Annotated in this window: 12 protein-coding genes; 6 read left to right on the top strand and 6 right to left on the bottom strand. The window is 63.8% G+C overall.

The annotated features are described in order from the left end of the window. Nucleotides 1–2: 2 nt before the first annotated feature. The 4 genes from cpaB to AC1MGT_RS11975 all read right to left on the bottom strand — a co-directional run bounded on the left by cpaB (nt 3) and on the right by AC1MGT_RS11975 (nt 3,120). Nucleotides 3–854, bottom strand: a complete 852-nt coding sequence (gene cpaB / locus AC1MGT_RS11990; protein ID WP_499500352.1) for a Flp pilus assembly protein CpaB — start codon at nt 852–854, stop codon at nt 3–5. Next, nucleotides 851–2,215, bottom strand: a complete 1,365-nt coding sequence (locus tag AC1MGT_RS11985; protein WP_499500351.1) for a DUF8689 domain-containing protein — start codon at nt 2,213–2,215, stop codon at nt 851–853. The genes cpaB and AC1MGT_RS11985 overlap by 4 nt, the downstream gene beginning before the upstream one ends. 100 nt (nt 2,216–2,315) lie before the next feature. Continuing rightward, nucleotides 2,316–2,867, bottom strand: coding sequence for an A24 family peptidase (locus tag AC1MGT_RS11980; RefSeq protein ID WP_499500350.1), 552 nt, complete (start codon nt 2,865–2,867; stop codon nt 2,316–2,318). Nucleotides 2,868–2,925: 58 nt separating this feature from the next. Next, nucleotides 2,926–3,120, bottom strand: coding sequence for a Flp family type IVb pilin (locus tag AC1MGT_RS11975; RefSeq protein ID WP_499500349.1), 195 nt, complete (start codon nt 3,118–3,120; stop codon nt 2,926–2,928). A gap of 360 nt (nt 3,121–3,480) precedes the next feature. Here AC1MGT_RS11975 and AC1MGT_RS11970 point away from each other — a divergent pair, with 360 nt between their 5' ends. Further along, complete coding sequence (locus tag AC1MGT_RS11970; RefSeq protein ID WP_499500348.1) at nt 3,481–4,515, top strand: GGDEF domain-containing protein; 1,035 nt, start codon at nt 3,481–3,483, stop codon at nt 4,513–4,515. Nucleotides 4,516–4,528: 13 nt separating this feature from the next. On the opposite strand, the gene AC1MGT_RS11965 is transcribed toward AC1MGT_RS11970, so the two are convergent. After that, a complete protein-coding gene (locus AC1MGT_RS11965; RefSeq protein WP_499500347.1) occupies nt 4,529–5,746 on the bottom strand; it encodes a cyclic di-GMP phosphodiesterase in 1,218 nt (405 codons plus the stop codon). Between the two features lie 201 nt (nt 5,747–5,947). On the opposite strand from AC1MGT_RS11965, the gene icmF reads away from it, so the two are divergent. From icmF to AC1MGT_RS11940, 5 genes are all read left to right on the top strand, one after another. Further along, entirely contained in the window at nt 5,948–9,247 is a 3,300-nt protein-coding gene (icmF, locus tag AC1MGT_RS11960) for a fused isobutyryl-CoA mutase/GTPase IcmF (RefSeq protein ID WP_499500346.1), read from the top strand. Between the two features lie 60 nt (nt 9,248–9,307). Beyond that, the gene (locus tag AC1MGT_RS11955) at nt 9,308–9,628 is read left to right on the top strand and encodes a hypothetical protein (protein WP_499500345.1); all 321 of its coding nucleotides are present in this window, start codon (nt 9,308–9,310) and stop codon (nt 9,626–9,628) included. A gap of 190 nt (nt 9,629–9,818) precedes the next feature. Further along, nucleotides 9,819–12,593 carry an XrtA/PEP-CTERM system TPR-repeat protein PrsT gene (gene prsT / locus AC1MGT_RS11950; RefSeq protein WP_499500344.1) on the top strand — a complete coding sequence of 925 codons (2,775 nt, stop codon included), beginning with the start codon at nt 9,819–9,821 and terminating at the stop codon, nt 12,591–12,593. Nucleotides 12,594–12,739: 146 nt separating this feature from the next. Then, the gene (locus AC1MGT_RS11945; protein ID WP_499500343.1) at nt 12,740–13,411 is read left to right on the top strand and encodes a GNAT family N-acetyltransferase; all 672 of its coding nucleotides are present in this window, start codon (nt 12,740–12,742) and stop codon (nt 13,409–13,411) included. 78 nt (nt 13,412–13,489) lie between these two features. After that, on the top strand, nt 13,490–14,368 hold the full coding sequence (locus tag AC1MGT_RS11940) for a ThiF family adenylyltransferase (protein ID WP_499500342.1): 879 nt from the start codon (nt 13,490–13,492) through the stop codon (nt 14,366–14,368). A gap of 121 nt (nt 14,369–14,489) precedes the next feature. Here the strand turns inward: AC1MGT_RS11940 and pepA are convergent, their stop codons facing one another. Next, entirely contained in the window at nt 14,490–15,302 is an 813-nt protein-coding gene (gene pepA / locus AC1MGT_RS11935; RefSeq protein ID WP_499500341.1) for a flocculation-associated PEP-CTERM protein PepA, read from the bottom strand. Between the last annotated feature and the right edge of the window lie 51 nt (nt 15,303–15,353).

The following is a 15,353-nucleotide window of genomic DNA, read 5'->3' as shown; positions in this document are numbered from 1 at the left end:
CATCAGAAGCATTCCTGCGATGCGTGCAGGCCGTTGATGACGCTGATGCATTCGCGGTGCGGCGCCCGCGGTGGCGCCGGCGCCCGCACCAGCTGCACCCGCGGTGGTGCCACAGCGCGCAGCACGACCGGCGCGGCGGGTGGCGCTGGCAGCAGGTTCTCCTTGGTCGCGCCGGTGGTGGCGGTGGCGGCGGGATCGATCTGGTTGCGCAGCGCCAGCGACAGCGTGCCGACGCTGCGTGCCAGGTCCAGCTTTTCGGCCTGTTCGGGCGTGACTTCGAGCGTGACGGCATTGACGACCTTGGGCTTGGTCTCATCGCGGCCCACTTCCTGGGCCACCGCCAGCACCAGGATGCGCTCCAGGACGATCTTCGAGATGCTGTGCGCACGGGCCTGCGGGGCGTTCGGATCGGGCGCCGTTTCGGTGCTGACGATGATGTCGACATAGTTGCCCGGCAGGGCGAAACCGGCCACGCCGATCACGTCGTTCACGCGCACGGTGATCGCGCGCTTGCCTTCGGTGATCAGGGCCGACAGGCCGCCCAGCGTGCCGGCCGGGGCCAGCTTGGCTTCGCTGACCGGTTCGCCGGCGAGCAGGCTGCTGCGCAGGACCCGGCCGTTCAGCGGCCCGGGATCGGTGAACGCGCCTTTGGGCACGCTGGGGGTGTGCCAATCCATCACGATGAACAGCGCGGGGTTGAGACGCTGGCCGATGTCGATGTCGCTTTTCGCGACGACGATCCTGCCGGCAGCGGGCACCGGCGCACTGAGCAACCAGCGCTCGGCCAGCGCCACGGCCAGCAGGCCGAGCACCACGGCCAGCCCCATCATGATTACGGCGCGCTTGTTTTTCATGGTGCGTCCCCTTCGCCGAACAGGCTGTACCACGCGCGCGTCAGGCCATCCACGTCGCAGCACGGCGGCTGACCGGTAAAGCCGGCGAAGTCGGCGATCCGGCCCAGCAACTCATGCGGATAGGCGGCCAGCAGCGCGCGCCCGGTGCGGCGGTGCAGATGATCGATCAGGAACGCGATGGCACTGTCATCGAGATCGATCCGGCGCTGCCGCGCCTGGCGCCGCAGCAGTGCGCGATAGCTCTGCTCCGACAGCGGTCCGACCGGAATCCGGTAACCGATGCGGCGCAGGCAGGCGTCGTCGAGCACCGATTCCGGCGCCAGGCTGGTGACCAGCACCAGGCTTACATCGAACGGCAAGACGTGCGTGGCGCCGCCCGGCACCGTGACATGGTCCAGGCCTGCTTCGAGCGCGCCGAGCCAGCGGTGCAGCAGTTCGCCCGGCGGCACACGCTGGCGGCCCACATCGTCCACCACGAGTAAACCGTTGTTGGCCAGGATGTGGGGCGGCGCATGCAGCACGCCGCTGCCAAGATCACTGCGCAGCTCCAGCATGTCGCGCGCCAGCTCTGGCCCCACGTGCACCAGCGGACGCTGGCTCAGGGCCCAGCGGGCATCGCCACTGCGGCGCTCTTCAAGGGCGCGTACGTGCAACGGGAGGGGGTGCAGCGCCAGGTCGTGCAGCTGGATGATTTCGTGGTTGACCAGCACCGCATACGGCACCGCGATCGGATCCTGGTGCAGGCGCGCGAGCTTGCGCGCCAGTGACGTCTTGCCGCTGCCGGACGGACCGTACAACAGCAGCGGGCGGCCCGAATACAGGGCGGCGCCGATCTGCTCGCGAATGGCCGGCGCCAGGCCGTCGCCGTCGAGCACCGCATCGAGCTCGGTGCGCGTGACGCGCGCGGCATCGGGCTGGCGCTGCGACTGGCGCGTGACCACGGCGCGCCACGCTGTCAGCGTCACCGGCGCCGGGCCGACATAGCGCGATTCGGCCAGGTATTCGCCGGCGGCGCGCTGGCCCAGGGTGGTCAACTGATAATGCACATCGAGGTCGCTGTCACCTGAATACGCGACTTCGGCCTGCTGGGTGCCCACCAGGGCCTGCAACACTTCGCGCAGCACGCTGACCGACAGCCGCAGGCGTCCAGTCAATTGGGACAGCGACGTCTTGCCGTCGGCATGCAGGCTCTTGACCACGAGCGCCGTCACCAGGCGCGCGTCGAGCCCCGTATCGCGCACCGTGCGCGGCTGGCGCGGCAGCACTGCGGCGAGATTGCCATCCGCATCAAAACCCGGCGCAGGCAGGGACAACGATGTCTCCGGTCCGGTTGGCGCGGCGGCCGATAACACTCCGATCATGACGTCTCCTGCGGCGGAAGTTGGTTCTGGGAAAACCTCAATTGATTCTAACGAGCATCTATTTTGGGCACTTGATGCCTGACAAGAGCGGCCCCGGCGATCAAGCGAGGTGCGTGGCGCCGTAACGGCCGACCAGATGCACGATGGTCCCCGCAGCAATGGCCACGCCATAGGGAATCGAGCCGGCGCTGGGCCGGCCGCCGGAGTCCTGACTCGGGCTTGGCAAGCGTTGCAAGCGCAGCAGGATGGGCAGCAACATGGCCCACAGATTGGCGAGGGCCAGGCGCAGCCGCCCTCTGACAATGAGAACCACCAGCACCATCACGCCGCCTGCGCACCAGGCCAGGATCGCGATGCGCAGCGCGTCGCCTGCGCCGGTGAAGACGCCGACAGCGGCCATCATCTTGACGTCGCCGGCGGCCATGCCGCGCAGCAGATAGAACGGCAGCAGTACGGCCAGACCGGTCGCGCAGCCACCCAGTGCGGATAGCAGCGCCGTCAGTGGCTGGGGCGACAGCAGGTGCAGCAGCAGCGCACCGAGTACACCGGCGAGCAGCAGAAAATTGGGAATGCGCCGACTTTCCAGGTCCTTGATCGCAGCGGCCGTCACCAGCAGCAGCAGCAGCGTGTCGAGGTAGGGTGCGATATCCATGATCGGCTCCAGAAAAAATGCCCCCCGGGGCCGGACTGCGACACGGGGGGCACACGGATTACGGTGCAGTCGGGTTAGCGGCGTTCAGCTGATCCCGGATGTACTCGAACGTTTCCTTGATGCCAGTACCGACTTGCCCAGCCACGGTGGCCATTGCGACGCCGATGAGTGCAGCGATCAGGCCATACTCGATGGCAGTCACACCGTTTTCGTCTGCGATGAAGGCTTTGATGGCGGAGGTAATCGTGCTCATGACAAAACTCCTTTAGTGGTTGAAAAATACTGGCTGCGACCGGGCCCGGCCGCCCCTGCTCTATGACTTGTGCCAGTAAGTTGACTATAGGCATTAATGCCGCACGGCAATTTGACGATGCGCAGTTTTCCGTGGGGAAATATTTTTGCGTGAGGAAAAACAAGGTTCACGAGCTGATGGGTCGCGACCCGATGACACAGGAGAAAAATCGCCAAGAATAGTTGCCGCTAGTACAAAAAAGCATTATGCTGTTTTGCTTGGCCGCTGAAAAATGCGGCACTTCTGGCCCTCTTGCGCGTCATCCCACGCCATCTGCAGGGTCTTTTTTTTTCGTGCTTTGGCTGGCCTGACAACGACGACATGGATTCCCTGCTGCGACACATGGTGGACATGACCGGCCACCGCGATCATGCGATGCTGGACATCTCGGTGATCTCGGCGGTCCAGGAACTATCGGGCGCGAACCAGACCCGGGTCCTGGGCATTTCCACGGTTGGCGACCAGCTGTTCGTGCGCTCGCGCGCCTGCATTCAGGCTGGCGGCGTTGCCTGCCCGGAAGAACCCCAGGACAGCGGCCCGGGCGAGCCGATCGCCACCTACCCTGAACTCGAGGCGTGCCTGCGCCAGCACGCCACGCGCGCCGAAGGCATGGGCCAGGACGGCTTGCGCCGCCTGTGGCTGCCGATCTGGTTCGGCGAGCGGGCCGATACCTGCCTCGAGATCGTCCACGACACCCCGTTCACGCCGGAGGCGCTGTACATGGTCAGCGGCATCGTCAGCGTGTACCGCAACTTCCAGAATCTGCTCGATTACAGCGAGCGCGATTCGCTCACGGGCCTGCTCAACCGCAAGACCTTCGACGACCAGCTGGCACGCATGCTGCATGCCACTGACGTCGATCCCGTCATGCCCGGCCTGGCCGAGCGGCGCGGACAGCACGGGGCGGAGGCGCAGTGGCTGGCCGTGGTCGACGTCGACCACTTCAAGACGGTCAACGACCGCTTCGGTCACCTGTACGGCGACGAAGTCCTGATCCTGATCGCCAACCTGCTGCAGTCGTCCTTCCGTACGCAGGACCGGGTGTTTCGCTTTGGCGGTGAAGAGTTCGTGGTACTGCTGCGCTCGACAACGCTCGAGAACGCGCGCCGCATCATCGAGCGCTTTCGCCTCGATGTCGAAAGCCACCATTTCCCGCAGGTGGGGCAAGTCACTGTCAGCATCGGCTTTACAAGCGTCAGCGCGGCCGATTCGCCTGTCGTCACGCTCGGCCACGCCGACCAGGCGCTGTATTTCGCGAAGGCCAACGGCCGCAACCGCGTGTGCCATTACGAAGCGCTGGTCGATGGCGGCCTGCTGCAGACCGTCACGACCAACGACACCGCCGAATTCTTCTGAGCGCGTCGCGCGCTCAGGCTACCTGCATGAAGCGCAGCGGTTCGACCTGCCACTTCTCGGCCGATTCGTGACGCACGATCCGGTCGCCGCCACCAAAGCCCAGCGGCCGTGACAGATCGACGGTCTCGGGCTTGATGTAGCGCTGCTGTTTGGTGTGGAAGAACACGTTGACCTTGGGCGTGAGCAGGCTTGTTTCATGCGGCTCGATCACGACGCCCAGGCGGCCCGATTCCAGCAGCACCAGCGTGCCAACCGGATAGATACCGACACAGCGCATGAATTCCTGCGCCAATCCCGGATTGAAGTGGAACTTGCTCCATTCGTGGATCTTGCGCAGCGCTTCGGCCGCCGGCATGCCCTTGTGGTAGCAGCGCTCCGACGTGATCGCATCGTATACGTCGACGATGGCCGCCATCTGCGCCAGTTCGCTGATCGCGTCCTCGGCCTGACGGTCCGGATAACCGCTGCCGTCGCGCCGTTCGTGATGGTGCAGCGTGATGTCCAGTGGAATGGCGCCGATGCCGGGCGTGCGCAGCAGGATGTCGTGGCCATCGCGCGGATGACGCTTGACGATCTCGAACTCGGCATCGGTCAGGCGCCCCGCCTTGTTAAGAATCGCGTCCGGCACCAGCGCCTTGCCAGTGTCGTGCAGCAGGCCGCCGATGCCTGCCTGATAGATCTGCTCGTCGTCCAGATTGCGCGAGCGGCAGAACGCCACCAGCAGCGCGCACACGCTCACCGAATGCAGGAAAGTGTAATCGTCCTTGTTCTTGATCTGCAACAGGCCGAGCAAGGCGCCTGCGTTGCGCAGGATCGATTCGGTGATGTTCTGCACGACCGGCCCGACCTGCTCGAGCTCGACGGCCTTGCCCAGGCGCGCGTCCTGCATCACCGTGCGCACCACGCCTACCGCCTCGCGCCGCACCGTGGCGGCGCGGCGCAGCTCTTCGCCGACCGATACCCGTACCCGGCTGGTCAGGGTGGTAGCCAGCGCCGTCACTTCGGCTTCGGTAGCCGCCTGCGCTTGCGCCAGCGTCGGCGCGTCGACATCCATGCCGCGGCTGCAGTCGATCACGACGCCACGGATGCGCGCATCGCGGATCTTCTGGATTTCGCTCTCGCAGGACAGCAGGAACTTGCTGCGCACGAAGGGGTGTTCCATCCACCCGCAATCGAGGTCATGAATGAACATGCCCACCCGGAGCTGTGACGCATCGACTTTTTTTAACATCTGCTGCCTCTTTCATTACGAGATGCCGACGCTGCGCATCGTTATGCCACCAGTATAACGAAGAGATTTCTTTTAATCACCTGTTGTTGCCCTATAGGCACGGTACACATACCGGGACATCGCGCCTTCAGCTTGACGTTAACGTTAACGTCAGATACCGTACCAGCACTCCTCGTCCTCACGCCTTCAAGGACCGCTACCATGAACGATACGACCACTGCCGCCAACCTGGCTGCCTCCGCCACCCCGCAACTGGCCAACAAGGTGCGCTTCGTCACCGCCGCTTCGCTGTTCGACGGCCACGACGCCTCGATCAACATCATGCGGCGCATCCTGCAATCGAATGGCGCCGAGGTCATCCACCTGGGCCACAACCGCTCGGTCGATGACGTCGTCACGGCGGCGCTGGCCGAGGACGCGCAGGGCATCGCCATCTCGAGCTACCAGGGCGGCCACGTCGAATACTTCAAGTACATGATCGACCTGCTGCGCGAGCGCGGCGGCGCGCACATCAAGGTGTTCGGCGGCGGCGGCGGCGTGATCGTCGCGCACGAGATCGACGAATTGCATGCCTACGGCGTCACCCGCATCTTCAGCCCGGAAGACGGCCAGCGCATGGGCCTGGTCGGCATGATCCACGCGATGCTGCAAGCCTGCGACGTCGACCTGTCACCGTACGCCCCGACCACGCTGGCGGCGCTACAGCAGGGCGAGCTGGCCGCGCGCCACCGCCCGCTGGCGCAACTGATCACGGCGCTGGAAAACGACAAGGTCGATGCCGCGCTGCGCGCGCAGATCCTCGAACACGCCGCGACGCTGCGCGTGCCGACGCTGGGCATCACCGGCACCGGCGGCGCCGGTAAATCGTCGCTGACCGATGAACTGATCCGCCGCATCCGCCTCGATCAGGGCGACCGCCTGAACATCGCCGTGATCTCGATCGACCCGTCGCGCCGCAAGTCCGGCGGCGCGCTGCTGGGTGACCGCATCCGCATGAATGCAATCAGTCCGTGGAACGGGCAGACGCGCGTCTTCATGCGCTCACTGGCCACGCGCGACGCCGGCTCGGAAATCTCGCAGGCGCTGCCCGACGTGATCGCGGCCTGCAAGGTGACCGGGTTCGACCTCGTGATCGTCGAGACGTCGGGCATCGGCCAGGGCGACGCCGCCATCGTGCCGCACGTCGACACGTCGATGTACGTGATGACGCCGGAGTTCGGCGCCGCTTCGCAGCTCGAAAAAATCGACATGCTCGATTTCGCCGACTTCATCGCCATCAACAAGTTCGACCGCAAGGGCGCGCTTGACGCACTGCGCGACGTGGCCAAGCAGTACCAGCGCAACCGCGAATTGTGGAGCCAGAGCCCGGACCAGATGCCGGTGTTCGGCACCCAGGCGTCACGCTTCAACGACGATGGCGTGACGGCGCTGTACCACGGCCTGCTGCCCCGGCTCGCGGCCCTTGGCCTGCCGATCGATGCGAGCAGCCTGCCCGCGCCGGCGCTGCGCTACTCGAGCGGCAAGAACGTGATCGTGCCGCCGGCGCGCAGCCGCTACCTGGCCGAAATCGCCGATACCGTGCGCGGCTACCACCGCCACGTGGCACGCCAGGTGAAACTCGCGCGCGAGCGCCAGCAACTGGGCGAATCGAAGCGCATGCTGCTGGCCGCCGGCCAGAGCCCTGCCACGGGCGACGCGCTCGATGGCTTGATGGCCGAACGCGAGAACGCGATGGATGGCGAAGCCAAAACCCTCGTCGCAGCCTGGCCTGCGCTGCAGGCCGCGTATGCCGGCGACGACTACGTCACGCACGTGCGCGACAAGGAAATCCGCACGCGCCTGGTCACAAAAACCTTGTCGGGCAATCCGATCCGCAAGGTCGCGCTGCCGCGCTTTGAAGACCACGGCGAAATCCTGCGCTTTCTGATGCTCGAGAACGTGCCGGGCGCGTTCCCCTACACTGCCGGCGTGTTCCCGTTCAAACGTGAAGGCGAAGACCCGACCCGCATGTTCGCGGGCGAAGGCGACGCCTTCCGCACCAACAAACGCTTCAAGCTCGTCTCGACGGGCATGGATGCCAAGCGCCTGTCGACCGCGTTCGATTCGGTCACGCTGTACGGCGCCGACCCGGCGCTGCGGCCCGATATCTACGGCAAGGTGGGCAACTCGGGCGTGTCGATTGCCACGCTGGACGACATGAAGGTGCTGTACGACGGCTTCGACCTGTGCAGCCCGTCGACGTCGGTGTCGATGACGATCAACGGCCCGGCGCCGACCATCCTGGCGATGTTCATGAATACGGCGATCGACCAGCAGATCGACAAGTTCGCGCACGACAACGGCCGCCAGCCCACGCCTGAAGAAAGCGAAAAAATCCGCGCCTGGGTGCTGACCAGCGTGCGCGGCACCGTGCAGGCCGATATCCTGAAGGAAGACCAGGGCCAGAACACCTGCATCTTCTCGACCGAGTTTTCGCTGAAGGTCATGGGCGACATCCAGGAATATTTCGTGCGCCACGGCGTGCGCAATTTCTACTCGGTGTCGATCTCGGGTTATCACATTGCCGAAGCGGGCGCCAATCCGATCTCGCAACTGGCCTTCACGCTGTCGAATGGCTTCACGTTCGTCGAAGCCTACCTGGCGCGCGGGATGCACATCGACGACTTCGCGCCGAACCTGTCGTTCTTCTTCTCGAACGGCATGGACCCGGAATACACGGTGCTCGGGCGCGTCGCACGCCGCCTGTGGGCGGTGGCCATGCGCGAGCGCTACGGCGCCAACGACCGCTCGCAGAAGCTCAAGTACCACATCCAGACGTCGGGCCGTTCCCTGCACGCGCAAGAGATCGACTTCAACGACATCCGCACCACGCTGCAGGCGCTGATCGCGATCTACGACAACTGCAACTCGCTGCACACCAATGCCTACGACGAAGCGATCACCACGCCGACCGATGAATCGGTACGCCGTGCGCTGGCCATCCAGCTGATCATCAACCGCGAATGGGGCCTGGCCAAGAACGAGAACCCGAACCAGGGCGCGTTCATCATGGACGAACTGACCGACCTCGTCGAAGAGCAGGTGCTGCAGGAATTCGAGCGCATCGCCGAACGCGGCGGCGTGCTGGGCGCGATGGAAACCGGCTACCAGCGTGGCAAGATCCAGGAAGAGTCGATGCTGTACGAGCACCAGAAGCACGACGGCACGCTGCCGATCATCGGCGTCAATACCTTCCGCAACCCGAAGGGATCGGGCGCGCCGGCGACCATCGAACTGGCACGTTCGACCGACGACGAAAAGCAGTCGCAGCTGCAGCGCCTGGACGCCTTCCACACGCGCCACGCGGAAGCCGCGCCGGCTGCGCTGGCCGCCCTGCGCCAGGCGGCGATCGACAACCAGAACGTGTTTGCGCACCTGATGGACGCCGTGCGCGTGTGCTCGCTGGGGCAGATCACGACGGCGCTGTTTGAAGTGGGCGGGCAGTATCGGCGTAATATGTAATTGTAATAACGGCGGCGGCAAACGGCCTAGAATGACTTCGTGAACACCACGGAGTCATTCATGCCAATCCGCCCCGCACAACTCGCCGCCCTGATGCGCGAAGTCGAACAGGAAGACCCGATCGACTTCGCCGACCTTCCCTTCCCCGAAGACGAACTGCGCGACCTCGTCGCCAGCCACCTGTGCGAGATGGCGGCGGCGATGGAAAACTTCAGCCACGAAGATCGCATGATGACCCTGCTTGCCGTGTCGGCCAAGCTGGTGCTGGAAAACCTCGTGCTCCACGTTCAGTTATTGCGGCGGCACGGCTTGCCCGTCGGCGAACATGTCGATGCCTTGTTGCAACGTCTGAGCAAGGGCCCCGGCACCGAAAAGGAGTGAAAAGGGCTGCGCCGGTCGCCTCCTGTCTCGGTAACAATTGCTCTCACTTTTTTGCTGTTACCTGTGGCTGGAATTTGCAACAATTGCACCCGTTTGCACGTTGGCGACGCTGTTCCTTCAGGTATTATTTGTTGTTGAGGAATTTCGCTATCTGGCGAAACAACGAACTCCACTGCCTGAGGAATCCCACATGTCGCGCCACGCTACCAAGCTTACTCTTACCGCCCTGCTGTCCGGCGCCATCCTTGCTGCCGGCCTGTCCGGTTGCAATCGTACCCAGTCGACCGAGACCCTGCTGGCCGAAGCCACTAACTATCAACAAAAAGGCGATATCAAGGCGGCGCTGATCCAGTTGAAGAATGCCGTGGCAAACAGCCCGGAAAATGGCGAAGCGCGCATGGCGCTGGGCGCCCTGCAATTGTCGACCGGCGACGCCGTATCGGCTGAAAAAGAATTCGGCCGCGCCCGTTCGCTGGGCATCCCGGCGGCGCGCGTGCTGCCGCTGCTCGGCCAGGCGCTGACGCAGCAAGGCAAGTTCAAGGACGTGCTGACCGAGATCACGCCCGAAGCGGCGGCCGGCTCGGCACCACTGCTGAGCCTGCGCGCCGATGCGCTGCTGGGCAGCGGCAAGCCGGACGAAGCGCAGCAGGCCTACGCCGCCGCGCTGGCAGCCGACGCCAATTCGGGCGAGGCCCTGATGGGCATGGCGCGCATGGCCGCCGCCAAAGGCGACCGCGAAGCAGCACAGCGTTATGTCGAGGATGCGGTTGCCAAGGATCCGAAGAATCCCGAAGTCTACATGATGCGCGGCTCGATGCTGAACATGATGAACAAGCCGGACGAAGCCCTGGCCGCGTATGACCAGGCGCTCAAGCTCAAGCCGGATCACCGCGGCGCCCACATTGAAAAGGCCTATGTCGAGATCGCCCGTGGCAAGTTCGATGCGGCCAAGATCGAAGTCGAGGCAGCCGAAAAGAATTCGCCGGGCAGTCTGCTGGTGGTGTACACCCGCGCCCTGTTCGAGTTCTCGCAAGGTAAATACTCGGCAGCGAAAGACGCGCTGGCCAAAATCCTCAAGATCGCGCCCGATCACCAGCCGAGCATCCTGCTGGCCGGCGCATCGGAGCTGAACCTGGGCGGGACCCAGCAGGCCGAGCAGCATCTGCGCAAATACCTGCAAAGTAACCCGAACAATGTCTATGCACGCAAGCTGCTGGCCCAGGCACAACTGCGCAATTCGCAGCCAGCCGATGCTGCCGCAACCCTGGCACCGGCCCTGAAAGACGCGCCGCAGGATGCGCAATTGCTGGCACTGGCGGGTGAGTCGTACATGCAGGTGCGCGACTTCGACAAGGCCAGCAGCTACCTCCAGCAGGCCGCCACGCTGGCGCCGCAAGCTGCCGCCGTGCGCACCTCGCTTGGCCTGTCGCGCCTGGCGCAGGGTGACCAGGCCCGTGGTCTGAGCGAACTCGAAGCAGCCGCCACGCTCGATCCGAAATCGATCCAGGCGACGATGGCCCTGGTGCAGACCGAGATGGGCATGAAGCGCTACGATCGGGCCGAGGCTGCCGTCGCATCGCTCGAAAAGCAGCAGCCTGACAGCGCGCAGGTGCAGCAGCTCAAGGGCGCCGTGTACATGGTCCAGGGCAAGAATGCGCCGGCACGCGCGGCGTTCGAGAAAGCCGTGCAGTTGCAGCCGACGTTCCTGCCGGCCGTGACCAATCTGGCCCGTCTGGACATGCAGGAGAAAAAGCCGGACGCTGCCAAGGCACGCTTCACGGCCTTCCTCGAGAAAGACAAGAACAATGCCGATGCGATGGCGGCATTGGGTGAGCTGGCGCTGCTGCAGAAGAACACGGCCGAAGCCACCACCTGGTTCGAAAAAGCCAGCACGGCCAATCCGCAGGCAACGGCGCCGGCATTGAAGCTGGGCGCGCACTACCTGCGCACCGACCAGGCGCCGAAAGCGCTGACGCTGGCCCGCAAGTTCCAGACCACGAATCCGACCGATGCCGGCGTGCTCGAACTGCTGGGCCAGTCGCAGGTCGCCACCAAGGATCTGAATGGCGCGCTCGATACCTACAGCAAGCTGGCCAATGTGTTGCCGAAATCGGCGCCGGCGCAGATTCGCCTGGCCGAGGTGCAGCGCCTGCTCAAGAACGACAGTGAAGCCGCCGGCCACATCAAGCGTGCGGTCGACCTGCAGCCTGATTTCATGCCCGCGCGTCTGATGCAGGTGGACGCGGCGATGCGCGCCAAGCGCCCGGACGATGCACTGGCAGCAGCGCGCCAGGCGCAGCAGGCCGCGCCGAAAGCGCCGCTCGGCTTCGTGCTCGAGGGCGACATCCTGATGAGCCAGCAAAAGAGCGCGCCTGCCCTGCAGGCGTATGAAAAAGCGGCAGCGCTCGCGCCGTCGTCGGAACTGAACGCCAAGGTCGTGCAGGCGATGCAGGCAGGCGGAAAGAGCAAGGAAGCACTGGCGCGCGCCGAAAAGTGGCTGGCCCAGAACCCGTCCGATGCACGCATGGCGCTGATGGTCTCCGAGATCAATATGGCGGGCAAGGATTACAAGGCGGCCATCACCCGTCTGGAATCCGTGCAAAAGACGGCGCCGGACAACCCGCTGGTGCTGAACAACCTGGCCTGGGCCTACCAGCAGGTGAAGGATCCGCGCGCGCTGGCCACCGCCGAGCAGGCATTCAAGGTGGCCAGCGACAATCCGGGCGTGATGGACACGCTGGGCTGGATGCTGGTGGAACAGGGCAATGTCGCACGCGGCCTGCCGCTGCTGCAAAAAGCCAGCACCCAGGCGCCGAACGCCATGGAGATCCGTTATCACCTGGCGCAGGCGCTGAACAAGAGTGGCGACAAGGCTGGCGCCAAGCGCGAGCTCGACAAGCTGCTGGCAGCGAACGCGCCATTCGCACAAGCCGATGAGGCACGCGCGCTGCTCAAGACGCTGTAATGTGGCACACCGCCGCCGCACGCTATCGCATGGCTTGCGGCGGCCTTGTTCACCGTTGCATACGGTATCCTCGCGATGATATTTATTCATCCTATCGAACGCACAATTTATTGATGTCGAGATAAGATGTCATGACATAAATAAGGATGTTTATCGTGAACGACGATTCATACGGAATCCGGCTTACCGATACTTCGGACGGTCGTAACTCGGCCAGCATGCTGATCAACAGGATGTACGCCTGGCGTGGTTATTCCGGAGATCACCAGCCGAGTAACGACCCCAATCGCATCACGCTGACCGCCACCGACAAGGGGGAAGTCGTCGGCACCCTCAGCATCGGCATCGATTCCGAGGTGGGACTGATGGCCGACGAGGTCTTCGGCGCTGAGCTCGATGCCCACCGCGCCAACGGCGCGCGCTTGTGCGAGTTCACCAAATTCGCTTTTGATCCGTCGGTACGTTCGAAAACCGCGCTGGCCAATGTGTTTCACCTGGCCGTGATCTACGCGCGCGACATGCATGGCTGCACCGACATCATCATCGAGGTCAATCCGCGCCACCGCCGCTTCTACGAACGCATGCTGGGGTTCCGCAAAGAGGGTGAGCTCAAGATCAACACGCGCGTGGATGCGCCTGCCTACTTGCTGCGCGTCAACCTGAAATACGTAACCGAGCAGATCAGCATTTTTGGCGGCACCTTTGCTGCCGATGGTGAAACCGAAGAGCGCTCGTTCTACCCATACTTCTTCTCACCCCGTGAGGAACGCGGTATCATCAACCGCCTGCTGCGCATGGATGAGTCGCATCCGGCGTAAGCACTTGCGCCGCCGGTACGCGCCCTGCTCTTTCTGCGGCGCTGACCAGCTTGTCCCTACTTTTTCGCAATGTCCCCGATGAACAATCCGTTCCAGTACGAGCAGGCGTTTTCACGCAATATTGGCTGGGTCACGCCTGCTGAACAGCAGCAGTTGCGTGGCAAGCGCATCGCCATCGCGGGGGGCGGCGGCGTTGGCGGTGTGCACCTGCTGACGCTGGCCCGCCTGGGTGTGACGCATTTTCATATCGCCGACTTCGACACGTTTGACATTCCCAACTTTAATCGCCAGGTCGGCGCGATGATGTCGACTGTCGGCCAACCCAAGGCCGACGTGCTGGCGCGCATGGCGCGTGACATCAATCCCGACATCGACATCAGGATCTTTCCCGAGGGCGTCCATGCCGACAATCTCGACGAATTCCTGATCGGGGTCGACCTGTACGTCGACGCGCTCGACTTCTTCGCCTTCGATGCGCGTCAGCAGACGTTTGCCGCCTGCGCACGGCTCGGCATCCCGGCCACCACTGCTGCGCCGCTGGGCATGGGCGCCGCCCTGCTCAACTTCATGCCGGGCAAGATGACGTTCGAAGAGTATTTTGGCTGGGGCGATTTGCCGGAGCAGGAAAAAGCCATCCGCTTCGTGGTCGGCCTGGCGCCGGCCGGCCTGCACCGCAACTACCTGATGGTGCCGGGCTCGGTGAACTTTGCCGAGCGGCGTGGCCCGTCGACCTTCATGGCTTGCCAGCTGTGCGCCGGCATCATCGCCACCGAGTCGCTCAAGATCCTGCTGGGCCGCGGCGATGTACTGGCAGCACCGTGGGGCATGCAGTTCGACGCTTACCGCAACAAGCTCAAGCGCACGTGGAGGCCGGGCGGCAACCGTCATCCGATCCAGCGTCTCGCGATTGCGATTGGCCGGCGCCAGTTTGCACGCATGGCAGCCGCCAGCCGCTGAACGAACGGCGCGTCGGCGCATGGCGCCGACGAATCGGACAACGAAAAAAAACCACTGTCCGTTGCCGGCAGTGGTTTTTTTCTTGCTTGAGAACAGGGCCTGCGCAGCAGACCCGTGGTTCTTAGGCAGCTTTCTTGTTGCGGCGACGTGCTGCGTACAGACCCAGCATGCCCAGGCCCAGCAGGCCAACCGATGCTGGCTCTGGCACTTCAGCTGCGTTTTCGAACACGACGTCCAACGAACCACGGATGATCTGGGTGCCGCTCACTGGGAAGTTGATCAGCTGACCCGACTGGAACGACAGGTTGTAGAATGGATTAGGAGCGACGAAGAAGTTCATGCCGGCAGCAGTCAGGTCGAAACCGGTGGTCGAACCGAAGCTGCCGCAGTTGATGCCCGAGCCGACGCCCGTGCCGCAGGTGCTCAGGGAAGGATCCAGGTTGCCTTCGCCGGTGATTGCTTCGCCGGTAGCCAGGATAACGTCATCACTATTGTTCCCGAACGTGAAATCGCCGGTGCCTGAGGTTGGAGTCACACCCAGGGTGGTGTTGCGGTTCGCATCCAGATACAGCGACAGACCGCCGGTACCAGGCAGGAACGAGAACTTGGTGTTGGTGCCTTCCTGCGTGATCGTGCCCGACGCTTTGTACACTGCGTACATGCCGTAGTTCTGACCCAGACCGGTGTCGCCCGACTCAATGGCGAGACCGTCGCTGACGAACGAGGTAGCACGGAAATACAGCGAGACGTCGAAGGTGCCAGCGGTCGTGTTGAACGAAGCCACTTCGATGTAGGTGCCGCCGATACGGTCAGCGGTGAAGTTAGCCGACGGGCCGGTTGGGTTGACCTCGAACACGCCAGCGCTGGCGGTTGCGCTGAACAGGGAAGCAGCTGCGATCGATGCGGCGACGATGGTTTTCTTGAAGGCGTTCATTTCGTAAATCTCCTGGGTTGTCTGGGGTACTGCTCACGAGGCTATATAAGC

The sequence above is a fragment of the Telluria sp. BA11 genome, assembly GCF_056680305.1.
This window is presented reverse-complemented; position numbering and strand designations above follow the sequence as displayed.

Excerpts from the sequence above, each read along its gene's own strand:
- cpaB (WP_499500352.1), bottom strand. The coding sequence starts at position 854 with ATGAAAAACAAGCGCGCCGTAATCATGATGGGGCTGGCCGTGGTGCTC.
- AC1MGT_RS11985 (WP_499500351.1), bottom strand. The coding sequence starts at position 2,215 with ATGATCGGAGTGTTATCGGCCGCCGCGCCAACCGGACCGGAGACATCG.
- AC1MGT_RS11980 (WP_499500350.1), bottom strand. The coding sequence starts at position 2,867 with ATGGATATCGCACCCTACCTCGACACGCTGCTGCTGCTGCTGGTGACG.
- AC1MGT_RS11975 (WP_499500349.1), bottom strand. The coding sequence starts at position 3,120 with ATGAGCACGATTACCTCCGCCATCAAAGCCTTCATCGCAGACGAAAAC.
- AC1MGT_RS11970 (WP_499500348.1), top strand. The coding sequence starts at position 3,481 with ATGGATTCCCTGCTGCGACACATGGTGGACATGACCGGCCACCGCGAT.
- AC1MGT_RS11965 (WP_499500347.1), bottom strand. The coding sequence starts at position 5,746 with ATGTTAAAAAAAGTCGATGCGTCACAGCTCCGGGTGGGCATGTTCATT.
- icmF (WP_499500346.1), top strand. The coding sequence starts at position 5,948 with ATGAACGATACGACCACTGCCGCCAACCTGGCTGCCTCCGCCACCCCG.
- AC1MGT_RS11955 (WP_499500345.1), top strand. The coding sequence starts at position 9,308 with ATGCCAATCCGCCCCGCACAACTCGCCGCCCTGATGCGCGAAGTCGAA.
- prsT (WP_499500344.1), top strand. The coding sequence starts at position 9,819 with ATGTCGCGCCACGCTACCAAGCTTACTCTTACCGCCCTGCTGTCCGGC.
- AC1MGT_RS11945 (WP_499500343.1), top strand. The coding sequence starts at position 12,740 with ATGTTTATCGTGAACGACGATTCATACGGAATCCGGCTTACCGATACT.
- AC1MGT_RS11940 (WP_499500342.1), top strand. The coding sequence starts at position 13,490 with ATGAACAATCCGTTCCAGTACGAGCAGGCGTTTTCACGCAATATTGGC.
- pepA (WP_499500341.1), bottom strand. The coding sequence starts at position 15,302 with ATGAACGCCTTCAAGAAAACCATCGTCGCCGCATCGATCGCAGCTGCT.